Genomic DNA, 21,416 nt, shown 5'->3' with positions numbered 1-21,416 from the left:
CGATCACCCGGAATCGAAGCCCGGCGGCGTCGGCGGGTGCCGAAGCGCCGTCGCGAGTGGTCGTTGCGTTTCTCGATCCGCCTGCGGCTGCGACGCCCGGTCAGGAGCTGCCGTTCGACTCGCTCGGTGGCGGCGGTGTCCTCCTAGGCGTACGCCAGCTCAGCCGGCCGATCACTCAGGTCCGGCGGCCTCGTCTGTCGACTGCGGCGGCGGCTCGAGCGGCGCGGGCGCCGGGAAGAAGTCGCCACTGTCGATCCCGGTGACCGGCCCGACGCCGGGCGGACCGACATCGAATGCCGGCTCGACGAAACCCCTCGACCGCGATGGTTCCTGGGAGTCTTCCGGTTTGCTCCGTCGGTCTGTCATCTCTTCCCCCGATTCGTCACAGGTAGACCTGCTGAGCAGCCAAGTACCCTCCCGGCAGTCGCACAATCACCCTCAGGTGGGTAGTTCCCGCGGTGTCTGCAGATCGACACTCGAGCGTCAGATCGGGTTGGCCGGTCGCGCACAGTCCTCCTCACAGGCTGGGTCCGCCGTCTCAGCTCGGCGTCCTGTCCGACACCGACGGCTCGACAGTGAAGACGCCTTGGGCCGTCGGGCATGACGCGGGCCGAGACGCACGCCCGGTGGTGCCTGCCGGCCCCGACAGGCCGAGGTAAGGCCAGGAGGACGACGGATCAGCCGGCCCCGAGGGTGACCGCGGTGGCCGCGGCGGCGATGGCCGCCTCATAACCCTTGTCCTCGAACGAGCCGTCCAGGCCGGCGCGATCGAGTGCCTGCTGCTCGTCGTCACAGGTCAGGACGCCGAATCCGATGGGCACACCGGTCCGCACGCAGACGTCGGTCAGCCCGACCGTTGCGGCCTGGCAGACGTAGTCGAAGTGCGGCGTGAGGCCCCGCACGACGACGCCGAGCGCGACGAGCGCGTCGTAGCGTGGCGCCAGCCGGGCCGCGGCGACGGTCAGCTCGAAGGTGCCGGGCACCCGGACCAGGTCGTGGGCGGGGACCTTCGCAGCAGCGAGTCCTCGTCGGGCGCCGGCGATCAGGCCGTCCATCACGGTCCGGTGCCAGGACGCGGCGATGATCGCGACCCGCAGTCGGGCGCCGTCGACGGCGATGTCGGGGGATCCGGTCTTCATCGACGGCTCCATCCGTGGAGGTGGGCAGGGCGGTTCGTCGGCCGGAACGCGTCCTCGGCCGGGGTGTCGAGGTCGAGGAGCAGGGCGTGGCCGAGGCGGTCCCGCTTCGTCCGCAAGTACCCGACGTTGCTGTGCACGGGTGGGGTGTCGATCGGCTCGACCGCGGTCACGGTGATGGTGCGCTCCTCGAGGGCCCCGACCTTCTCCGGATTGTTGGTGAGCAGCCGGACCGAGGTCAGACCGAGATCGATCAGGATGGCGGCGCCGGCGGTGTAGTCCCGGGCATCGACCGGGAGCCCGAGCTCGATCTGAGCGTCGACGGTGTCCAGGCCCTGGTCTTGCAGGGCGTACGCGTGGAGCTTGTTCAGCAGCCCGACGCCGCGACCCTCATGGCCGCGGAGGTAGACCAGCACGCCACCCTCGGCGGCAATCCGGCGCAGCGAGTGGGTGAGCTGCTCGCCGCAGTCGCAGCGTCGAGAGCCGAACGTGTCGCCGGTGAGGCATTCGGAATGAAGCCGCACCAGGGGTGACGATCCGGAGCAGCCGAGCGGGCTGACCAGCGCGACGTGCTCGTCGCCGGTGAGCAGGTCGCGGTAGCCGATCGTGGTGAAGCTGCCGTCCGGAGTCGGCAGCCGCGTCTGCACGCTCCGCTGGACCCGATCGTGGATCTGTCGCCAGGCGATGAGGTCCTCGATGGTGAGCACCCGGAGTCGATGACGACCGGCGAGGGCGAGTGCATCCGGCAGCCGCATCATGGCACCGTCGTCGCGGACCAGTTCGCCGATGGCCGCCACCGGGGTGAGGCCGGCAAGCCGGCACAGGTCGACTGCTGCCTCGGTGTGTCCCGGCCGGGTGAGGACGCCGCCGTCCTTGGCTCGAAGGGGTAGCACGTGGCCCGGCCGGATCAGATCGGTCGCCGTCGTGCCGGGGCACGCGAGGGTACGGATCGTGTGGGTTCGGTCGGCGGCGCTGATCCCGGTGCTGACACCGGTGCCGGCGTCGACGCTGACCGTGTACGCCGTCCGGAACGGGTCGGCGTTGGCCCTCACCATCAACGGCAGATCGAGCCGGTCCGCCCACGACTCGGGCATCGGCGCGCAGACGAAGCCGGAGGTGTGCCTGACGGTCCAGGCCATCCAGTCCTCGGTCAGCGTGTCGGCGGCGAGAACGACGTCCGCCTCGTTCTCCCGGTCGGCGTCGTCGGTGACCAGCACCGGCCGACCTCGGCGAAGGTCGTCCAGTGCTTGCTCGACGCTCGCCAGCTCAGCGTGCGTCGTCATGACACCACCGCCTCGGGTGCGCCACGCTCAGCGGTGGGTGCCCCGAGCAGGAGTCGTTCGACGTGTTTGGCGATCACGTCGACCTCGATGTTGACCAGGTCCCCTGGCTGTTTGTCGCCGAGCGTGGTCAGGCTCAGGGTGGTGGGGATCAACGAGACCTCGAAGTAGTCGGCACCCAGGGCGGCGACGGTCAACGACACCCCGTCTACGCTGATCGACCCCTTCGGGACGACGTAACGGCCGAGATCGGGTGGCAGGGTGAAACGGACGACCTGCCAGCGGTCGCCGGGTTTCCGATCGAGCAGCTGGGCGGTTCCGTCGACATGCCCTTGGACGATGTGACCGCTGAGCCGGTCCGTGACGGCCAGGGCCCGTTCCAGGTTGACGGGGTCGCCGACCGTCAAGGCGCCCAGGTTGGTGCGGTTCAGGGTTTCGGCCATCACGTCGAAGCTGACGGTCCCCTCCTGACGATCGACGACGGTCAGGCAGGCACCGTTGACGGCGAGCGAGGCGCCGGGGGCGATGCCCTGACCGACGATCGGCGCGCTGACGCGCAGAACGGCCGAGTCGGTGTTGCGCTCGACAGCGCGGACGTGGCCCAGTTCCTCGACTATTCCGGTGAACATGTGACATCCCTTGGGTGTGGTCGGTGGTGGTGGATGGAAGCGCGGAGCCGGATGTCCGGTCCGAGGGTGGTGATCTCCAGCGGCTGCAGTCGCACGGCCTGTCGGAGGGTGGCGATACCGAGATCGCCGACGGCCGGCGGTCCGGAGCCGAGCAAGGTGGGGGCGAGGTAGGCGATCACCTCGTCGACCAGGCCGGCGTTGAGGAACGCCGCGGCTACCGTCGGGCCGCCCTCCAGCCAGACCCGGCGGATCTCGTGCTCGGCCAGAATGTCCAGCACCACAGCAGGGTCGCGTTCGCGGACGTGCAGCGTGGTGGCGGCGCCGTCCAAGACACGGGCGGTGGCAGGCGGCACCCGGCGGCCCATCACCACCCGCAGCGGTTGCCGCTGCTCCGGTGCGCCGTCCGGCCGGCGCACGGTCAAGGCCGGATCGTCGGCCAGCACGGTCCCGGTGCCGACCAGGATCGCTCCCGCCTGCGCCCGCAACCGGTGTACGTCGGCGCGAGCGGCGGGCCCGGTGATCCAACGGCTGGTGCCGTCCGCCGCGGCCGACCTTCCGTCCAGCGTGGCGGCGAACTTCCAGACCACCCGCGGACGACCGTGGGTCATCGCGAACGTCCAATCGGCGTTCAGATCGCGGGCGCGGTCGGTCAACACACCGCCGACGACGGCGACGCCGCCCGCACGCAACCGCACCGCTCCGCCCGTTGCCTTCGGGTTCGGATCGTTCTGCGCATAGACCACGCGCGCCACTCCCGCGTCCAGCAGGGCCAGCGAGCACGGGCTCGTCCGTCCCGTGTGGTCGCACGGCTCCAGCGTGACCACCGCCGTACCGCCCCGGGCTCGCCGGCCGGCGACCGCGAGTGCCTCCAGCTCGGCATGGGGGTGACCGGCGCCCCGGTGGAATCCCTCGCCGACCACGCGGCCCGCGGGATCGCTGATGACCGCGCCGACGCGAGGATTCGGGTCGACCGCCGGCCCGAGCGCAGCCAGCTCCAGAGCACGGCGCATCAGGCCCAGCTCGTCACACATCGAGAACCCCTCCTGCTCGACTCGACCGACAGCGAGCTCCGGGGTGCTGGATCGACGGCTCGACGGCGCTGTGCCGAGCGAGAGCCCTCGATCCGTCAAACGGCCGGACCGCCACACGACCCGAACTGGGGCGTGCAACGACCCTGCGCGTGCTCCTCCCATCCGGACTTTCACCGTCGGTCCTGGAGTTCCACCAGGTCAACCGACCGCTGGCTGCGGACGGGTCGCGGACTATCACCGCCGGTTCGGAATTACACCGACCCCGGGCACGTGTCCGGAAGCATCCCACGACGAACGGCTGCCCCGCGAAGCCGACCAGTTTTCAAGACGTCGTGGCGGGCGCCGGCCGCGGTGATCATGGCCCCGGAACCGGTCTGGACGGCCTTCCTCGCCGTTACCCTGGGCGGGGAGTCGATCACCGTCCGCATGATCATCGGCGGGCCGGCGATCGACTCCGCGATCTATCCGGTCGAGCCGGCCCCGCGCCTGCTCGAGCGCCCAGCGAAACGTCGAGAGGAAGCAACGGACCGATGAGCACCACCGGATGGATCGTCCTGGCGGTCGTGGCCGTGATCGTGATCGTGGTCGGACTGCTGATCTTCCGCCGCGTCCGGTACGTCCGCGGCCTGAAGCAGCGCGGCTGGACCTTCGACTCCTCGCCACCGTTGGAGGCGGTGCTCGACCACCACGCACCGCCGTTCGGGATCGGGCTGAGCCGCAAGCCCGACGAACTGGTCAGCGGCAGCACCGCCGAGGGGATCCCGTTCCGGGTGTTCGAGTACGCCTACACCGGCGGCGGCCCGAAATTCGATCAGCGGCTGGCCAGCCTGACCCTGCCGACCGCCTTGCCAGACCTCTTCCTCACCGCGGGAAGGCCGCGGATCGGGATCACCGCGCCGTCGTACGACATCGAGGCCGGGCTCACGGTCAGCGCCGACGACCCGACGTACGCCCGCGCGATGCTGGACGCCGCGGTGCCGGCCATCCGCGCGTTCGGCGCTGAGCGCGGCGTGGACCTGAGCATCGACGGCAACCACCTGGTCTCGGTCGGTGCGCCGAAGAACGCCGACGAGTTGACCGACTACCTGGAGGCCCTGGCGCCGGTGGCGCAGGCGATCGCGCGGGGCGGGGGGACGTACGCCGTCCCGACGCCGGCGCCCGGGTTCGGCTTCTACCGCCGCGACTGGTTCTACGTCGGCCGTGACGACGCGCTGATCTCCAGGTACGGGCTGACCACCGTCGGGCACGGTCACCGCACCGAGGACGTGATCCGCGGCGACAACGACGGGCTGCCCTTGGAGGCGTTCGTCCACCGCTGGGAGACCACCCGGACCGAGACCAGCACCGACTCCGAGGGCCGGACCACCACCCGCACCGTGACCGATCACCACGACGAGACGGTGCTCGCGATGGTGATGCCGTTCTCGCTGCCGATGCTGTCCGTCGGCGTCGGCGGCTGGGGCGGGGAGAAGGTGCGGTTCGAGAGCGAAGAGTTCAACGACGCGTTCAAGGTGCGCACGTCCTCGCCGAAGTTCGCCTCGGACGTGATCCATCCGCGTCAGATGGAATACCTGATGAGCATGCGGCCGCCCGCCTTCAGCATCGACGGCCAGCTGATCCGGTTCTTCCCGAGCCAGCACGACACGCTCCTGATCGGCCTCTGCGCCGACGTCGCCCACGGCCTGCTGGCCCGCGTCCCGCCGTTCGTCTGGAAGGACCTCCAGGTCGCTCCGCCTACCTTCCGCGCCTGACCCCTCCCAGCCTCCCGGCCCGGAAACTGTGCAGCTGTTGCAGCGACACGCCGGCGGCGGCTGCAACAGCTGCACAGTTTCCGCAGAGCCGGGTGCGCCGGGGGAGGCACCCGCGTGAGCTGTGAGTCAGAACTCCCGGGTCGCGCCGCCGCGGAGGTCGAAGGCCTTGGTCTCGGTCATCGCGTTGACCCGGCCGAAGATCAGCCCGAAGCCTCGTTCGTTGAGCAGCCCGTCGTGGATCGGGAAGCCCTCCATCGCGCCGACGGCCCGGACGAAGTCGATGGTCTCCTTCATCGCCGCCCACGGGCCGTACGTCGGGATCGCCAGCACGTCCACCCCGCCCGGCGCCACCTCCAGCGAGTCGCCCGGATGGAAGAAGGTGGGCTGGCCCTCGCTGCGAAGGACGTACCCCACGTTGCCGATCCGCGGGATGTCGCGGTGGATGATCGCGTGGTGCCCGCCGACCGCCTCGATCAGCAGGTCGCCGATCGCGGTCTGCTCGCCGGCGTGGATCGGGTCGGCCGGCCCGAGCTGCGGCAGCGTGCCGTCCTCGATCAGCCCGATGATCGAGGGCTCGACCATGATCCGGGCGTGCGGGTTGGCCCGGATCAGCGCCGGCAGCTGCTCGGGATCCAGGTGGTCCGGGTGCTGGTGGGTGACCAGGATCGCGTCCAGGTCGGTGAGCCCGTGCCAGCCGTCGGACAGGTTGCCGGGGTCGAGCAGGGCCCGGGCCTCGCCGGTCTCCACGAGGACGGCCGAGTGCCCGAGGTGGTTGATCTTCATACCGGCCAACCTACCGGTGCCCCTTCCCTGCCACACTGACGAGATGTCGGGTGGAGGGCGCCGCACGCGGTTGGCCGCGCTGTCCGCCGCCATCCTGCTCCCACTCGCCGGCGCCTGTTCCACCGGCGGCCGGACCATCGACGAGCCGCCGGCGCCGCCGGCCGAGATCCACGACGACTGGCCGGGCTGTCTCGCGCTGGGCGCGTTCAAGCGCTATATCGACCCGCCGCCGGCGCTCGGGGCGGGCAGCGTGCCACCGGGCTTCCGTCCCGAGGCGGCTGTGCTGTGTGCGATCCAGGACGGCGCGGGCGCGACGCCGACGCCGGCGGCCACGGCCGGCCTCGAGCGCCGGGCGACCGGTGCGAGCGACCTGGACGCCCTGCTGACCTATCTTGAGCTGCCGAGCCAGCGGGTCAGCTCGCCGGATGACCTCGCCTGCCCCGCCATGGGCTGGAACCCGCCCTGGCTGTTCCTGCTCGACGGCGACGGCCGCTGGATCCAGCCGCAGATCCCGCTCGACCCGTGCGGATTCGCCCGCAACCTGTTCGCCACCGATGACCACGCGCTGCCGTACGGCATCATGGACTTCGACGACACGGTGGTCTGCCGGAGCAAGGCCGATGCCGACTGGAACTGCCGTCCGGTCTGACCGTCCGGATCTGGCGATCCTCCGCACGCGGCTCTGTCGCCGGTGTGCCTCCGGTTCAGCGGGCGCCGGCCAGCAGTCCGCCGAGGATCTCCCCGGCGTCGTGGCACTGCTCCGCGGTCACGTCCAGATGCGTGACCGCGCGGATCATGTGCGCGCCGAGGGCGGAGACCAGCACCCCGTGGACGGCCGCCTCGGCGGCGATCGGTCCGGCGGGTACGTCGGCGGTGTCCAGCACGACGATGTTCGTCTCCACCCCGGCCGGGTCGACGGCCTCGGCAGCCCGCTCAGCGACCGCGGTCGCGAACGTGCGCGCCGCCGCATGATCGTCGCCGAGCCGGGCGACGTGGTGGTCCAGCGCGTACGCGGCACCCGCGGCCAGGATCCCGGCCTGCCGCCAACCCGCCCCGAGCCGCTTGCGCCAGACCCGGGCGCGGGCGATGTTGTCCGCGCTGCTGACCAGGACCGAGCCGACCGGGGCACCGAGACCCTTGGAGAAGCAGACGCTGGCCGTGTCGAACAGCTTCCCGTAGGCCGGCAGGTCCACCCCGGTTGCCACGTGCGCGTTCCACAGCCGCGCGCCGTCGAGGTGGTAGCCCATTCCGGTGCTGCGGCACAGCTCGGCCACCTCGGCCAGCTGCTCGTACGGCTGGATCGTCCCGCCGCCGAAGTTGTGCGTGTTCTCCACTGCGACGGCCGCCGTCGAGACCAGGTACGGCCCGGCGTCCGGTGCGACGATCGCGGCGACCTGACCCGCGTCCAGCCGGCCGCGGACGGACGGGAAGGTCCGCATGGTCAGCCCGTGCAGCGCCGCGTGGGCGCCCATCTCCGCGCGAGCGATGTGCGCGGTGACGTCGCAGACCACCTCCTGGCCGGGCTCGACCAGCAACCGGACGCCCAGCACGTTGGCGAGCGACCCACTGGCGCAGAACAGCCCGGCCTCGTGACCGAGCAGGGCCGCGACCTGAGCCTCCAGCGCCTGGACGGTCGGGTCCTCGCCGTAGACGTCGTCCCCGACCGGCGCCGCAGCCATCGCGGCCCGCATCGCCTCGGTCGGCTTGGTCACGGTGTCGGAGCGCAGATCGATCACGATGGGCCATCTTGCCAACTGGCGCCGACGCCGGCTCCACTGGTCGATTCGATGCGACGACCGACACCAACTGACCACCGGAGCGGCGACCCGGTCAGCTGAGCAGCACCTCTTGGGCGTTGCGGTCGCGGAAGGCCCGCGGACTCAGCCCGCTCACCGCATGGAACTGGCGGGAGAAGTAGAAGGCGTCGGCATAGCCGACGGCAGCTGCGATCTCGGCCACCGTGTGGTCGCTGGTGATCAGCAACTGGCGGGCCCGGGCCATCCGCAGCCGCTTGACGTACTCGGTGACCGAGAAGCCGGTGACCGCCTTGAACCGGGCCGAGAAGTGGGACGGGCTGAAGCCGGCCAGCTCGGCCAGCGCCGACACGTCGACCGGCGCCGCCAGGTGTTCGCGGAGGTGGTCCTGAACCCGGGAGATGGGCGCCCGGCCGTTCGATCGGCCGTCCCGCTCGGCCGCCAGCTTGGCCAGCAGGTGCCAGGCCGCACCAGCGGCCGCGGTCAGGCTGGCCGAGGTCTCGTCCCTGGCCAGGACGTCGCAGACCGCCTCGGCCAGGGCGAACATCCCGATCGGGTCGGCCATCGTGGCGGTGGGCGACCCGGCGCTCAGCCCGATCGCGGTCAGCAGGTCCGGTACGTCCTCGCCGGTGACGTGCAGCCACCAGATCGACCAGGGGCGCTCCGCGTCGGCGTAGTAGCGGTGCGGCAGCCTCGGCGGGATCACCAGGACCTCGCCGGGACCGACGTCGTGCCGCAGCCCGTCCAGCTCGCACCAGCCGGACCCGTCCGCGCACATGATCACGATGGCCTGGGCGGCGCCGCTACGACGAACCCGGCCGTGCATGGCGGCATGCGGGAAATATCCAGCATCGGTCACCAGCAGCCGCGAGGTCGGCACCCGGCCCGCGGCCTGCTGCACCAGCGGGGCGGGGAGAACGTGCAGTCGCTGACCCGGAAAGCCGTCGCGAATGAACACGCCGTGAGCCTACGCCGATCAGAGAATCGTCCAGGTTGACCGTCGATTCGTGCATTCCATCGGGCCGCTCGACCGGCCTACGTTGGCGATGTGCCCGACGAAGCGTTCGACCTCCCGGCCCGCCCCCAGCGGCTCGCCGACGCGCCGGTCGCCGTCTGGTCGGCACCCGTCGTGATGCCGACCTACCTGCCGGAGCAGCCGGATCGCTACCCGGCCTACCTAGACCGCCGGGTCTACCAGGGATCGAGCGGCCGGGTGTTCCCGCTGCCGTTCCACGACCGGATCAGCGAGACGCGCGCCGACCACGAGTGGCTCGGCCTGCACCTGGAGAACGCCTACCTGCGGGTGCTCGTGCTGCCCGAGCTCGGCGGCCGGATCCAGCTGGCGCTGGACAAGCGGACCGGCTACCCGATCTTCTACGCCAACCCGGTGATCAAGCCGGCGCTGGTCGGCCTCGCCGGGCCTTGGCTCGCCGGCGGGGTGGAGTTCAACTGGCCGCAGCACCACCGCCCGGCCACCTTCCTGCCGACCGCCTGGGAGATCGACGAGTCGGACGGCATCGTCTGGTGCTCCGACCACGACCCGTTCGCCCGGATGAAGGGCATGCACGGCGTCCGGCTCCGGCCGGACTCGACGCTGATCGAGCTCCGCGTGCGGCTGTTCAACCGGAGCGACGAACCGCAGACCTTCCTCTGGTGGGCCAACGTCGCCGCCCGCGTGCACGACGACTACCAGTCGTTCTTCCCCGCCGACGTGACGATGGTCGCCGACCACGCGAAGCGGGCGGTCACCGGCTTCCCGGCCGCGGACCGGACCTACTACGGAGTCGACTACCCGAGCCGGCGCGGGCTCGACACGCGGCCGGGCAGCGCCCACCGGGTGCCCGGCGACCGGCTGGACTGGCCCCGCAACATCCCGGTGCCGACGTCGTACATGTGCGTGGACTCCGCGGGCGACTTCTTCGGCGGGTACGACCACCGGGCCGGAGGCGGTTTCGTGCACTGGGCCGACCACCGGTACGCCGTCGGCAAGAAGCAGTGGACCTGGGGCGACGCCTCGTTCGGCCGGGCCTGGAACCGCAACCTGGCCGACGACGACGCGACGTACATCGAGTTGATGGCCGGCGTCTTCACCGACAACCAGCCCGACTTCTCCCGGCTCGCGCCCGGCGAGACCAAGGCCTTCTCCCAGTACTGGTACCCGCTGGCCGGCACCGGGCCGGCCGTCGCGGCCGGCCTGGACGTCGCGCTCGGGATCCGCACCGACGGAGAAGCCGCGACGCTGCTGCTGGACGCCACGAGCGATCTCGGCCAGGCCGAGGTGAGCTTCGAGGACCCGGCCGGGGCGATCCGGGTCGAGACGCTTCCGCTCGGTCCCGGCCGGCCCGCCCGGCTGGCCGCCGCCGAGGCGCCGGTCCGGGTCACGGTGCGAGCCGGAGGGCGGACCGTGCTCGACTGGCGAGCCCCCGCGACAACGACGGCGGCGGCCGACCTCCGCGCCGCCCGCGAGCCACGGCCGCCGGCCGAGATCGGCACCGTGGAGGAGCTGTACCTGACCGGCCGCCACCTCGAGCAGTACCGGCACGCCACCCGTTCGCCGGAGCCCTACTGGGAGGAGGCGCTGGCCCGGGACCCGGGTCACGCGCCGACCCGGACCGCGCTCGGGGCACGTCGCTACCGGGAGGCCCGCTACCTCGACGCGGCTGCTCATCTCGAGGTCGCCATCGAGCGGCTGACCGCGCTGAACCCGAACCCGGAGACCGGGGAGCCCTCCTACCTGCTCGGGCTGACCCTCGCCCGGCTCGGCCGCGACGAGGAGGCCTACGACGCGTTCGCCAAGGCCTCCTGGGACGACGCCTGGTTCGCCGCCGGCAGCCACCAGCTGGCGATCATCGACGCCCGGCACGGCCGGTACATCACCGCCCTGCAGCGGGTCGAGGCCGCGCTGCGCGCCCGCCCGGACCAGCTCCAGGCCCGCGACCTCGCCGTCGTGCTGCTCCGCCGGCTGGGCCGGCCGGCGGAGGCCGATGCGCTGCTGGCCAAGACGCTGGCGCTGGATCCCCTGGACGCCTGGGGGCGGCTGCTCGCCAACCGATCCGGCACCGGCGGCGGGCTGTCCGAGGCGCAGACCCTGCTCGACGTGGCGCTGGAGAACGCCCGGATCGGTGAGCTGGCGACCGGTGTCGCGCTCTGCGAGCAGGCGAGGGTCGCCGACCGGCGGCGGCCGCTCGGCCAGACCGCCTGCGCGGCGCTGGCCGACTACCACGCCGCCGCGATGCTGGATCGGCTGGGCCGGGCGGCGGAGGCGGCAGCCGTCCGGGAGCGGGCGCGCGGCGCCGATCGCACCTGGAACTTCGCCTCTCGGTTGGACGACGTGGCCGCCCTGGAAGCGGCGCTGGCCGCCGATCCCGACGACGCGTGCGCCGCGGCGCTGCTCGGCCACTGGTGCTTCGCGCACGGCCGGCCGGCGGACGCGCTGGCCCAGTGGCGGCGCTCGGCCGACCTCGATCCGAACGATCCGGTGGTCTGGCGCAACATCGGGCTCGCGGCGTACAACCACGAGCACGATCCGATGGCCGCGATCGAGGCGTACGACCGGGCCCTGCTGGTCGCCCCGGACGACGCCCGGCTGCTCTTCGAGAGCGACCAGTTGCTGGAGCGGATCGGTGCCGCCCCGGACGGACGGCTGCGCCGGCTGGACGAGCGCAGCCTGCTGGTGGACGATCGCGACGACTTGTCGATCGCCTTCGTCCATCTGCTGCTCACCGCCGGTCGCGCGGACGAGGCGTTGGCGATCCTGGAGGCTCGTGCCTTCCAGCCCTGGGAAGGCGGCGAGGGCCAGGTGCTGCGGGCGTGGGACCGGACCCGGCTCGCGCTCGCCGGGCAGGCCCGGCAGGGCGGCGATCCGGCCCTGGCCGTCGCCCAGCTCGAGGCGGCACTGGACCCACCGGCGAGCCTGGGCGAGGCACGCCACCCGCTCGCGAACCCGGCTCGGCTATGGCTGGCGCTCGGCGATGCCGCGGCTGCCACCGACCCGGCGCGCGCGGCGATGGCCTGGCGGGAGGCCGCCAGCGCCGTCGGCGACTTCGCCGAGATGAGCCCGCAGGCGTACTCGGAGAACACCTTCTACTCGGTGCTCGCCGCCCGGCGGCTGGGCGACGACGACTTCGCCGATCGCCTGGTCGACGGCCTGACCGACCACGTCGACCTGCTGGCCGAGACTCCGGCCACCGTCGACTACTTCGCCACCTCGCTGCCGGCGCTGATGCTGTTCGACGACGACGTGCAGCATCGCCGCGATCTCGCCGTCGGGCTGCTCCGGGCCCAACTCGCGTTCCTCGCCGGCGACGCGACCGGCTCCCGTACCCAGCTGGACGCCGTCCTCGCCGTCGACCCGAGCAACGAGCTCGCCCTCGACCTCAGCCATCAGATCCAACCGACCGGGAGCATGTCGTGAGCTACCAGCCGATCCCCCTGCCGGCCCATCTCCCGGACAAGCTGACGATCACGCTGTGGGACTTCTCCTGGTACGTCCGCACCGGCCCCGGCGAGCCGTTCGCCGACCTCGACGCGGCGTTCGCGGAGGCGGTCGAGCGCGGCTACAACACCGTCCGGATCTGCGCCATGCCCTATCTGCTGTTCGGCAGCGGCTTGGACACCTCCGCGGTTCGGCTCGGCCCGCTGGGGAACGGCTACGGCCGCCGGGTCCGCTGGTACGACGTCGAGCAGCCGACCACGATCGACGCCCGGGCGCAGCTGCTGGACCTGTTCCGCGCGGCCGCACGGCACGACTGCTTCGTGATCCTCTCGTCCTGGGAGTACCAGCAGAGCTCGTCGTTCGCCGCCGATCCGGCCTGGTGCGATGCCCTGATGGCGATCGACCCGGAGCGGCGCGCCGAGGCTCAGGCGCTGGCGCTGGCGGACCTGGTCGACTTCCTCGACGAGCAGGGCCTGGCCGACCGGATCGCGTTCACCGAGATCCACAACGAGGTCCAGATCGGCCACCTGGCCGACGGGCTGCCGGCCGACCCCGACGAGCGAGTGGTCGCCCTCCGCCCGCGGCTGGAGCGCGGGCTGGGCGCCTTCCACGATCGGCACCCGGACCGCCCGGTCACCGTGAACTACGCGCGCGTGCCCGTCGGCGCCATGCGCGGGATCCCGGAGACGATCGACGTCCTGGTCACCCATCCGTACGTTTACGGCGTGCTGGGCGCGTTCATCGCGGAGTACGGCCTGCGCGGACCGGCGTCCGAGTTCGACCAGGATCGTGCGGATCGCGAGATCCTGCTGCCCGGTGCGCCGCGGATCGGCGACTGGGCGCCGGACGCCGGCTGGCGGCTGACCGCGACGATCGTCGCGGAGCCGGAGATCTACGTCCACGACTGGGGCGACGCCGAGGCGATCGACCGCTGGCTGTACCGGCACTACCCCGCCTGGGAACAGGAGATGATCACCACCCTGCGGCTCTGGCTGGCCGTGGCCCGCGACTGGGCGGCAGCGCACCGGGTGCCGGTCGTGTTCGGCGAGGGCTGGATCGGGTACACGCCGCGCGACGGACGCTTCGAGGAGGGACCGGTCGGTGCGGAGTTCTGCCGACTCGCGGTCGACGAGTCCACCCGGATCGGCGCCCGCGGAACCATCGTCTGTTCCAATGCGGCTCCGCAGCACGCGATGTGGGCCGACATCGCGCTGCAACGCGCGTGCAACCAGGCGTTCGCCACCGGCTCGCTGCTGGCGGAAGCCGCCCTTCGACAGGCTCAGGGCGCATCGGCGTGAGCCAAGGACGTACACCCACATTCCCACCGTTCAGAGGAGAGCAATGATCATGAGGCCGGCACAGCTTCCCACCAGCGCCATCACCCGGCGGAGCCTGCTGCTCGGCGGTGCCGGGCTCGGCGGCTCGTTCCTGCTCAGCGGCTGCATCGGCGGCGGCTCGACTCCGAGCACCTCGAGCAGCGGCAGCGCAAGCGGCGGCGCGTCGACGGGCGTCGCACTCACCCTGCAGTCCGACCTCTCCGACCCGAAGCCCAAGGCGGCCCTGGAGTCGGTTGTCAAGGGCTATACGAACAACCCGGTGACGCTGAACACCGTCGCGACCGAACAGTTCCGCGCCCAGCTGTCCACCTACCTGACGTCGGCCAACCCGCCCGACGTGATCACCTGGTTGGCGGGCTCGGTCGCCCGCGACTACGCCAGCAAGGGCCTGCTGCTGGACGTGTCGGACATGTGGACCGGAGACGGCGCGTGCGCCAAGTTCTCACCCGCCCTGAAGGCGCTGTCCACCGGCGACGACGGGAAGCAGATCTTCGTCCCGACCAGCTACTACTGGTGGAGCATCTTCTATCGCAAGTCCGCGTTCGAGGAGTGGGGCGTCAAGCCGGTCACCAGCTGGGACGACTTCATGGGGATGCTGGACACCCTGAAGGGCAAGGGCGTCTACCCGCTCACCTGCGGCACCGGATCGACCGCCTGGATGGCATCCGGGTGGTTCGACTACCTGGACCTGCGGATCAACGGCGCGCAGTTCCACCGGGAGCTGCTGGCCGGCAAGCACTCCTTCGACAGCGCCGAGGTCCGCAAGGTGATGGACACCTACGCGACCCTGATCCCCTATTTCGACCCGAAGGGTCGTTCCTACAGCGTGCAGGAGGCCGCCCTTCCACTGGCGAACAAGAAGGCGGCGATGTATCTGATCGGCGCCTTCGTCACCACGTACTTCCCGAGCAACATGCAGGACGACATCGACTTCTTCTCCGTACCGACCATCGACCCCTCGATCCCGTCCGCCGAGGAGGCTCCGACCGACGGCTTCTTCGCCAGCTCCAAGACCAAGAACCCAGCCGCGACCAAGGACTTCCTCAGCTATCTGGCCTCACCGGTCCAGCAGCAGGCCTACATCCAGGGTTCCGGCTCGTCCAACCTGCCCACATCCTCGGAGGTGGACACCAGCAAGTTCTCGCCGCTGGTCCAGCACGGCATCAAGCTGCTCAGCGAGACCAAGGAGATCACCCAGTTCTTCAACCGGGACTCCAGCGACGCGCTGCAGACCACGGCCGACACCGCGCTGACCAAGTTCCTGGACCATCCGGACCAGGTCGCGAGCATCCTCAAGGACTGGCAGACCGCGGCCCAACAGGTCTGGAACCAGTAACCGTGCCGAGCCCTCGATGAGTTCGATGACCGACACCGAAGCGACGACCACCGGCCCCCCGGGCGCACCGCCGGTCGGCCGCCGGCGGTCGGGTCATCGCCGCCGCCCGGTCACCGCCCGGGTGCCGCCCGTGGTCTGGCTGCTGCTGCTCGTCCCGCTGGCGATCGAGCTGTTCTGGGTGTTCTGGCCGGCGTTCAACAGCTTCCAGCTGTCCTTCACCCGGTGGTACGGCGTCGGGCCCGCCGAGCCGATCGGGCTGAAGAACTACCAGAACCTGCTCCACGACCCGATCTTCAAGACCGCTTTCGAGAACAACATCATCTGGGCGATCGCGTTCGGCGGCCTGTCGGTGATCATCGGGCTGGCCCTCGCCCTGGCCCTCAACCGGCCGCGCCGCGGCGTCGGCGTCTATCGCAGCGCGATCTATCTGCCGATGGTGTTCGCCCTCGCGGTGACCGGCCTGTTCTGGCGGGTGCTCTACCAGCCGGACGGTCCGATCAACACCGTGCTGGCCGCGATCGGGATCGACACCGGACAGCACCAGTGGCTCGCGGACCCGAACACTGCACTGGCGGCGATCTTGATCGCCGCGCTGTGGCGGCAGGCGGGCTACATCATGGTGCTGTACCTGGCCGGCCTGAAGGGGTGCGACCCGACGCTGGAGGAGGCCGCCGCGGTCGACGGTGCCTCCTGGTGGCAGCGGTTCCGCTTCATCGTGTTTCCCCAGCTGCGCAACGTGAACACGGTGATCTTCGCGGTCACCGTGATCGACTCGCTGCGGACGTTCGACATCGTCTGGGCGATGACCCGCGGCGGCCCGTACAACAGCACGCAGCTGCTCAGCACGTACATGTACCAGGTCGGCTTCACGCTGGTGAACCTCGGCTACGGATCGGCGCTCGCCGTGGTGATCTTCCTGCTGGCGATCGCCTTCATCATCACCTATCTGGTCCGCGCGACCCGGGAGGAGTGAGATGACCACCGCAACGCTTCCCACCACACCTGTCACCGCGCCGCCCCCGTCCCGGCGGCGCCGGAAGAACGGCTGGGTCTTCCACGCCGTGATGGCACCCGTCTCGATCCTGTGGCTGCTGCCGATCGTCTTCGTGATCTTGGTGGCGGTCCGCAGCTTCGACGATCTCGCGACCAACGGTCTGGGTACCTGGCCGCAGTCGTTCACCTTCTCCGCCTTCCAGACCGCGTGGGTCGACGGCAACATCGGCGGGGCGATGCGGAACAGCATCATCGTCACCGTCTGCACGGTTGTCGCCGTGCTCTTCCTCGCATCCCTGTCCGCGTTCGCGTTGAGCCGGTACCGGATCCCGTTCGCCCGCGGGTTCCTGCTGCTGATGCTCGCCGGCAACCTGCTTCCGCCGCAGATCCTGCTGATCCCGGTCGCCAAGATCTGCGAGGCGCTCGGCATCTACGACTCGCTGCTGGCGCTGATCGTCGTCCAGGTGGGCTTCGGGATGGGCTTCTTCACCTTCGTGCTGTACGGGTTCATGCGTTCGCTGCCGAACGAGATCTTCGAGTCGGCGCGGATCGACGGGGCCGGCGACCTGCGGATCTACGGCACGATCGTGCTGCCGCTCTGCCGTCCGGCGATGGCGGCACTGGCCGCGCTGGAGAGCACCTGGGTGTTCAACGACCTGCTCTGGGCACTGACCGTGCTCCGGACCGACGTGAAGTTCCCGATCACGGCGGCCCTGCTCAATCTGCAGGGCGGCTACACCAGCCAGTGGAACGTGATCGCCGCCGGGTCGCTGATCGCCGCGATCCCGACCACGATCGTGTTCTTCGCGTTCCAGCGCCACTTCGTCTCCGGGCTGCTGGTCGGGGCCAACAAGTGAGCTGGACCCTGCCGACCGCCACCAGCCGCTACGTCGTCGATCTCGCGGCGGACGGCGGCGGGCCGGTGCTGCAGGACTGGACCGCCGGCGACGTACGTCCGTGGGCGCCGAGCGCGCGCGCGGGGTTCGAGACCGAACCGGACCGGCTGCCCTCGGAGTACTCCGCCCTCGGCACCCGGCAGGTCCGCGGCGCCGACCTGATCGTGGACCACGGCGACGGACTCCTCGGCGCCCGGCTGAGCTGGCCGGCCGAGTGCGTCGAGGTGCGGCGGGACGGTCCGCGCACACGGTTCTCGGCGCAGGCCCGGGACGACACCGGGACGCTCGCCATCGAGCTGGTGATCGAGACCTCGACCGAGCACGACGTCGTCGCCAAGCACGTCGTGATCACCAACACCGGGGAGCACCCGGTCGAGCTGCCGCGGGCGTTCGGGCCGGCCTGGGAACTGCCGATCGGACCGGGCGCCTGCGTCGACCTGCTGGCCGGCGCGTGGGCGCGCGAGTTCACCCCGAGCCGGGTCACCCTGCCGGCCGGCGAGCTCTCGATCGGCAGCCGGCAGGGCATCACGTCGCATACCTACTCCCCGGCCGTCCGGGTGTCCGGGCTCGCCGATCCGAACGGGCCGGCCTTCGGCGTAGCGCTGGCCTGGAGCGGCTCGTGGCGGCTGCTGGTGGACGCGGTGCCGTTCCGCGACCGGGTCCGGATCGCCGGCGGGGTCGACGACGAGTCCTGCGTGGTCCGGCTCGACCCGGGCGAGCAGTTCCGCACGCCGACCGTGCTCGGCGTGCACGCGCCCGACGGGGCCGCCGGGATCCGGCGGCGCTGGCACGACCACCAGCGCGGCTGGCTGGCCCGCGACCTCGCCGAGGAACACCGGCCGATCGTCTACAACTCCTGGTACGCCACCACCTTCGACGTCCGACCCGATCACCAGCTCGCCCTGGCCGAGCGGGCGGCCGCCATCGGTGCCGAGGTGTTCGTGGTCGACGACGGCTGGTTCGCCGGCCGCCACGACGACCGGCACGGACTCGGTGACTGGCGGCCCGACCCGGTGACCTTCCCCGACGGCCTCGATCCCCTGATCGGCGGCGTGCTGGACCGCGGGTTGCGGTTCGGCATCTGGGTCGAGCCGGAGGCGGTGAACCCAGGCGCCGCGGTGCTCCGCGACCACCCGCACTGGATCTACCGGGCCGGCGACCGGCCGCTGATCACCGTTCGCAACCAGTACGTGCTCGACTTCGGCCGGCCCGACGTCGTGGAGTGGACCGAGACCTGGCTGCGCGAGCTGCTGGCCGACGAGCGGATCACGTACCTGAAGTGGGACATGAACCGGCCGGTCAGCGACGGCGGCCGGCCCGGCGACCCGTACGGTCGGCAGTGGTCGGTGCAGCACGCGCAGGGCTACTACCGGGTGATGCGGATGCTGCGGGACGAGTTCCCGCACGTCACGGTCGAGGCCTGCAGCGGCGGCGGCGGCCGGATCGACCCTGCCGTGCTCGGCCTGTGCGACGTCGTCTGGACCAGCGACGAGACCGGCCCGCGGGACCGGCTGGCGATCCAGCACGGCTTCCTCTCGGCGTACGGGCCGCACCTGATGAGCTCGTGGGTCACCGACGAGCCGGACCGGCTGGACCGCGACCCGGCCAGCCTGGAGTTCCGCTTCGCGGTGGCGATGGCCGGGGTACTCGGGATCGGGGCCGACCTGCTCGCCTGGGACGAGGTGGAGCTGGCCCGGGCCACCCGGCTGGTCGAGCTGTACCGCTCGATCCGGACGACCGTGCACACCGGCCGGGTCGAGCAGCACGGCCGACCGGGCGACGACGTCTACGCGATCGAGTACGGGTCCGCCGCGCAGACCGCGATCCTGGTCTATGCGCGTCCTGGCTACTCGGATCCTGTCCGGCTCCGGCCCGGCACGCTCGACCCGGAGCGGAGCTACCGGCTCTCCCCCGGCGACCGGGTGCTGACCGGGCGGGAGGCGGCGGCCGGAATCGACGTCCCGTTCGCCCTGGCACCCGACGCCGACGTGCTGGTCTTCGAGGCGCTCCCGTGACCGACGGCTGGACCGGCGTCCCGCTCACGCTGCGGACCGACCCCGACCACGGCGGCCGGTGGACCTCGCTCCGGACGGCCGACCGGGAGTGGCTCTGGACCAATCCCGACCCGGCCGTCGCTGGGGCGCGGCTGGGGGTGGCACCCGGGGCGCCGTTCGTCGACGCCGGCGGCGCCGAGGAGTGCTTCCCGACGGTCCGTGGGAAACCGGATCACGGGGACGCCTGGACCCGGAGGTGGCAGTCCGCGGGAGCGACGGACTGCGTCCGGGTCGAGGGATCCGGCACCCTGACCCGGCGGGCGACGCCGGCCGACGACGCGCTGCGGCTGGACTACACGATCGAGGGCACGCCGGGGACCCGGTTCCTGCACGCCGTGCACGTGCTGCTGGAGGTCGGCCCCCGCGCGCGACTGGAGGTCCCGGGGACTCAGGTCGCCGTCGTCCTCGACCCGGCGCCGGTCCGGCAACCCTGGCCGGCCGGCGGGCTGGACCGGCTCGGACCCGACGACGGCACCGCCGTCTGCGTGCTGCTGCCGGGCTGCCGCACGGCCACCGTCATCGACGGCGATCACGCGCTCCGGCTGGAGTGGGACGCGCCCGCGCAGCCGGACTCCTGCTCGCTGCTGCTGTGGCGCAACCTCCGCGGCTGGCCGAGCGGACGGCCGTACCGCTCGATCGGCGTCGAGCCGATGGTCGGCCGGGCGGCAGACCTGGCCGCGGCCGGGCCGGACGACGCGGCCCGGCTGGACGTCCCCGGCCGGTTCGGCTGGACGCTGCGCCTGACCGCGCTGCGACGTACCGCTGCCCACAGTTCGATCCACGCACGAGAGGAAGCACTCCGATGACCGCCACCCTGCCGCAGAACCCGACCGTCGAGCTGGTCGACTCCACCCCGCTGCTGGGCCGGCCGGACGAGTTGCTGGCCCGGGCGGGGACGGACGGCTACCTGTTCTTCCGCGGCCTGCTCGACCGCGATCGGGTGCTCGACCTGCGCCGGCAGATGATGGACGTCGTCGCGGCCCACGGCTGGCTGGTCGACGGCACCGATCCGATGGACGGCCTCGCCGACGTCGAGGCGTTCGACCGGGTCGACCCGGTCGCGGCCGCGTTCTGCGGCACCGGCGTACCGATCGAGGCCTATCGCGACATCTACCGGCTGCAAGACTTCCACGCCATCGGCCACGACCCGGCCCTGCTCGGGCTCTACCGCCAGTTGCTCGGCGGCGACGTGATCCGCCAGCCGCTGTCGATCGCGCGGATCATGGTGCCCGGATCGAACTTCGTGCCGACGCCGGCGCATCAGGACTTCATCCACATCCAGGGCACCACCAACGTCTGGACGGCCTGGTTCCCGCTCGGTGACTGCCCGCGGGAGCTCGGTGGGCTGACCGTGCTGGTCGGGTCCCAGGCCGACGGGCTGCTCACCTACCACGCGTCGACGGGGGCCGGCGAGTTGGAGGCGTACATCTGCGAGTCCGGGTATCCGTGGGGCATCGCCGACTACCGGGCCGGCGACGTGCTGACCTTCAACAGCCTGACCGTGCACCGCGGCACGCCGAACCGGATGGGCAACCGGGTCCGGCTGTCGATCGACATGCGCTATCAGCGGGCCGACGAGCCGATCACCGAGTCCTCCACCCAGCCGCACTGCCAGATCCTCGACTGGGACGAGGTGTACGAGGGCTGGACGGACGAGTCGCTGAAGTACTACTGGCGCTCCCACCACCTGACCGAGGTCCCGCACGACGACCAGCTGCGCTGGCAGAAGCACAAGATCTGCTGAGCGAAGCACCTCCCCGGAGCACCTCCCCGCGAGTTGTCAGGTTCTCAGCGCGCTATAGCGCGCTGAGAACCTGACAACTCGGACGGGGCAACGGATCAGACCGGCCGGGGGGCGGACGGAGTTGAACGGTCAATGACTTCCGCTATTCGGAAGTCACCTTCCGAAATCGACTGTATAGAGCGGCTATGGGCCTGTCAAGGCGGCCCGTTTCGTGCCGGCACCCACCACTTACGTGCCCTGAGCCTGTCGAAGGGCAC

The 21,416-nt window shown here is 71.3% G+C and carries 17 protein-coding genes and 1 riboswitch; of the genes, 10 read left to right on the top strand and 7 right to left on the bottom strand.

Features of this window, described 5'->3' with window-relative positions:
* Positions 1–677 precede the first annotated feature (677 nt).
* Genes ribH through ribD form a run of 4 tightly spaced genes read right to left on the bottom strand, consistent with a single transcriptional unit; the run spans position 678 to position 4,076 of the window.
* Complete coding sequence (ribH, locus tag ABD747_RS10590; protein WP_344804192.1) at positions 678–1,139, bottom strand: 6,7-dimethyl-8-ribityllumazine synthase; 462 nt, start codon at positions 1,137–1,139, stop codon at positions 678–680.
* Complete coding sequence (gene ribB / locus ABD747_RS10585; protein ID WP_344804190.1) at positions 1,136–2,419, bottom strand: 3,4-dihydroxy-2-butanone-4-phosphate synthase; 1,284 nt, start codon at positions 2,417–2,419, stop codon at positions 1,136–1,138. The genes ribH and ribB overlap by 4 nt, the downstream gene beginning before the upstream one ends.
* Positions 2,416–3,045, bottom strand: coding sequence for a riboflavin synthase (locus tag ABD747_RS10580; protein ID WP_344804188.1), 630 nt, complete (start codon positions 3,043–3,045; stop codon positions 2,416–2,418). The genes ribB and ABD747_RS10580 overlap by 4 nt, the downstream gene beginning before the upstream one ends.
* Positions 3,030–4,076: a bifunctional diaminohydroxyphosphoribosylaminopyrimidine deaminase/5-amino-6-(5-phosphoribosylamino)uracil reductase RibD gene (gene ribD / locus ABD747_RS10575; RefSeq protein WP_344804186.1), complete on the bottom strand. Its 1,047-nt coding sequence runs from the start codon at positions 4,074–4,076 to the stop codon at positions 3,030–3,032. Before ribD ends, ABD747_RS10580 begins: the two co-directional genes overlap by 16 nt.
* A gap of 146 nt (positions 4,077–4,222) precedes the next feature.
* A riboswitch (FMN riboswitch) is annotated at positions 4,223–4,349 on the bottom strand.
* A gap of 257 nt (positions 4,350–4,606) precedes the next feature.
* Here ribD and ABD747_RS10570 point away from each other — a divergent pair.
* A complete protein-coding gene (locus ABD747_RS10570; RefSeq protein WP_344804184.1) occupies positions 4,607–5,827 on the top strand; it encodes a hypothetical protein in 1,221 nt (406 codons plus the stop codon).
* 126 nt (positions 5,828–5,953) lie between these two features.
* On the opposite strand, the gene ABD747_RS10565 is transcribed toward ABD747_RS10570, so the two are convergent.
* Entirely contained in the window at positions 5,954–6,610 is a 657-nt protein-coding gene (locus ABD747_RS10565; protein WP_344804182.1) for an MBL fold metallo-hydrolase, read from the bottom strand.
* Between the two features lie 43 nt (positions 6,611–6,653).
* Between ABD747_RS10565 and ABD747_RS10560 the strand changes: the two genes are divergently transcribed.
* Positions 6,654–7,259, top strand: a complete 606-nt coding sequence (locus ABD747_RS10560) for a hypothetical protein (protein ID WP_344804180.1) — start codon at positions 6,654–6,656, stop codon at positions 7,257–7,259.
* A gap of 55 nt (positions 7,260–7,314) precedes the next feature.
* Here ABD747_RS10560 and ABD747_RS10555 read toward each other — a convergent pair whose 3' ends face one another.
* Complete coding sequence (locus ABD747_RS10555) at positions 7,315–8,346, bottom strand: threonine aldolase family protein (protein WP_344804178.1); 1,032 nt, start codon at positions 8,344–8,346, stop codon at positions 7,315–7,317.
* Between the two features lie 94 nt (positions 8,347–8,440).
* The gene (locus ABD747_RS10550; protein ID WP_344804176.1) at positions 8,441–9,322 is read right to left on the bottom strand and encodes an AraC family transcriptional regulator; all 882 of its coding nucleotides are present in this window, start codon (positions 9,320–9,322) and stop codon (positions 8,441–8,443) included.
* A gap of 90 nt (positions 9,323–9,412) precedes the next feature.
* On the opposite strand from ABD747_RS10550, the gene ABD747_RS10545 reads away from it, so the two are divergent.
* From ABD747_RS10545 to ABD747_RS10510, 8 genes are read left to right on the top strand one after another with little or no spacing between them, the layout of a single operon-like run.
* Entirely contained in the window at positions 9,413–12,778 is a 3,366-nt protein-coding gene (locus tag ABD747_RS10545) for a DUF5107 domain-containing protein (protein ID WP_344804174.1), read from the top strand.
* Positions 12,775–14,097, top strand: a complete 1,323-nt coding sequence (locus tag ABD747_RS10540; protein ID WP_344804173.1) for a cellulase-like family protein — start codon at positions 12,775–12,777, stop codon at positions 14,095–14,097. Before ABD747_RS10545 ends, ABD747_RS10540 begins: the two co-directional genes overlap by 4 nt.
* A gap of 49 nt (positions 14,098–14,146) precedes the next feature.
* Complete coding sequence (locus tag ABD747_RS10535) at positions 14,147–15,472, top strand: ABC transporter substrate-binding protein (RefSeq protein ID WP_344804171.1); 1,326 nt, start codon at positions 14,147–14,149, stop codon at positions 15,470–15,472.
* Between the two features lie 25 nt (positions 15,473–15,497).
* Positions 15,498–16,445 (top strand): carbohydrate ABC transporter permease, encoded by a 948-nt coding sequence (locus tag ABD747_RS10530; protein WP_344804169.1) that lies wholly within the window; start codon positions 15,498–15,500, stop codon positions 16,443–16,445.
* Position 16,446: 1 nt separating this feature from the next.
* Positions 16,447–17,322, top strand: a complete 876-nt coding sequence (locus tag ABD747_RS10525; RefSeq protein ID WP_344804167.1) for a carbohydrate ABC transporter permease — start codon at positions 16,447–16,449, stop codon at positions 17,320–17,322.
* Positions 17,319–19,376, top strand: coding sequence for an alpha-galactosidase (locus ABD747_RS10520; RefSeq protein WP_344804165.1), 2,058 nt, complete (start codon positions 17,319–17,321; stop codon positions 19,374–19,376). Before ABD747_RS10525 ends, ABD747_RS10520 begins: the two co-directional genes overlap by 4 nt.
* Complete coding sequence (locus ABD747_RS10515) at positions 19,373–20,221, top strand: hypothetical protein (RefSeq protein ID WP_344804163.1); 849 nt, start codon at positions 19,373–19,375, stop codon at positions 20,219–20,221. Before ABD747_RS10520 ends, ABD747_RS10515 begins: the two co-directional genes overlap by 4 nt.
* On the top strand, positions 20,218–21,159 hold the full coding sequence (locus tag ABD747_RS10510; protein ID WP_344804161.1) for a phytanoyl-CoA dioxygenase family protein: 942 nt from the start codon (positions 20,218–20,220) through the stop codon (positions 21,157–21,159). Before ABD747_RS10515 ends, ABD747_RS10510 begins: the two co-directional genes overlap by 4 nt.
* Positions 21,160–21,416: the final 257 nt, after the last annotated feature.

The sequence above is a fragment of the Microlunatus ginsengisoli genome, assembly GCF_039537205.1.
In the GTDB taxonomy this organism is placed as follows: Bacteria; Actinomycetota; Actinomycetes; order Propionibacteriales; family Propionibacteriaceae; genus Microlunatus; species Microlunatus ginsengisoli.
This window is presented reverse-complemented; position numbering and strand designations above follow the sequence as displayed.

Coding starts and splice junctions, on each gene's coding strand:
- ribH (WP_344804192.1), bottom strand. CDS start 1,139: ATGAAGACCGGATCCCCCGACATCGCCGTCGACGGCGCCCGACTGCGG.
- ribB (WP_344804190.1), bottom strand. CDS start 2,419: ATGACGACGCACGCTGAGCTGGCGAGCGTCGAGCAAGCACTGGACGAC.
- ABD747_RS10580 (WP_344804188.1), bottom strand. CDS start 3,045: ATGTTCACCGGAATAGTCGAGGAACTGGGCCACGTCCGCGCTGTCGAG.
- ribD (WP_344804186.1), bottom strand. CDS start 4,076: ATGTGTGACGAGCTGGGCCTGATGCGCCGTGCTCTGGAGCTGGCTGCG.
- ABD747_RS10570 (WP_344804184.1), top strand. CDS start 4,607: ATGAGCACCACCGGATGGATCGTCCTGGCGGTCGTGGCCGTGATCGTG.
- ABD747_RS10565 (WP_344804182.1), bottom strand. CDS start 6,610: ATGAAGATCAACCACCTCGGGCACTCGGCCGTCCTCGTGGAGACCGGC.
- ABD747_RS10560 (WP_344804180.1), top strand. CDS start 6,654: ATGTCGGGTGGAGGGCGCCGCACGCGGTTGGCCGCGCTGTCCGCCGCC.
- ABD747_RS10535 (WP_344804171.1), top strand. CDS start 14,147: ATGAGGCCGGCACAGCTTCCCACCAGCGCCATCACCCGGCGGAGCCTG.
- ABD747_RS10530 (WP_344804169.1), top strand. CDS start 15,498: ATGACCGACACCGAAGCGACGACCACCGGCCCCCCGGGCGCACCGCCG.
- ABD747_RS10525 (WP_344804167.1), top strand. CDS start 16,447: ATGACCACCGCAACGCTTCCCACCACACCTGTCACCGCGCCGCCCCCG.
- ABD747_RS10510 (WP_344804161.1), top strand. CDS start 20,218: ATGACCGCCACCCTGCCGCAGAACCCGACCGTCGAGCTGGTCGACTCC.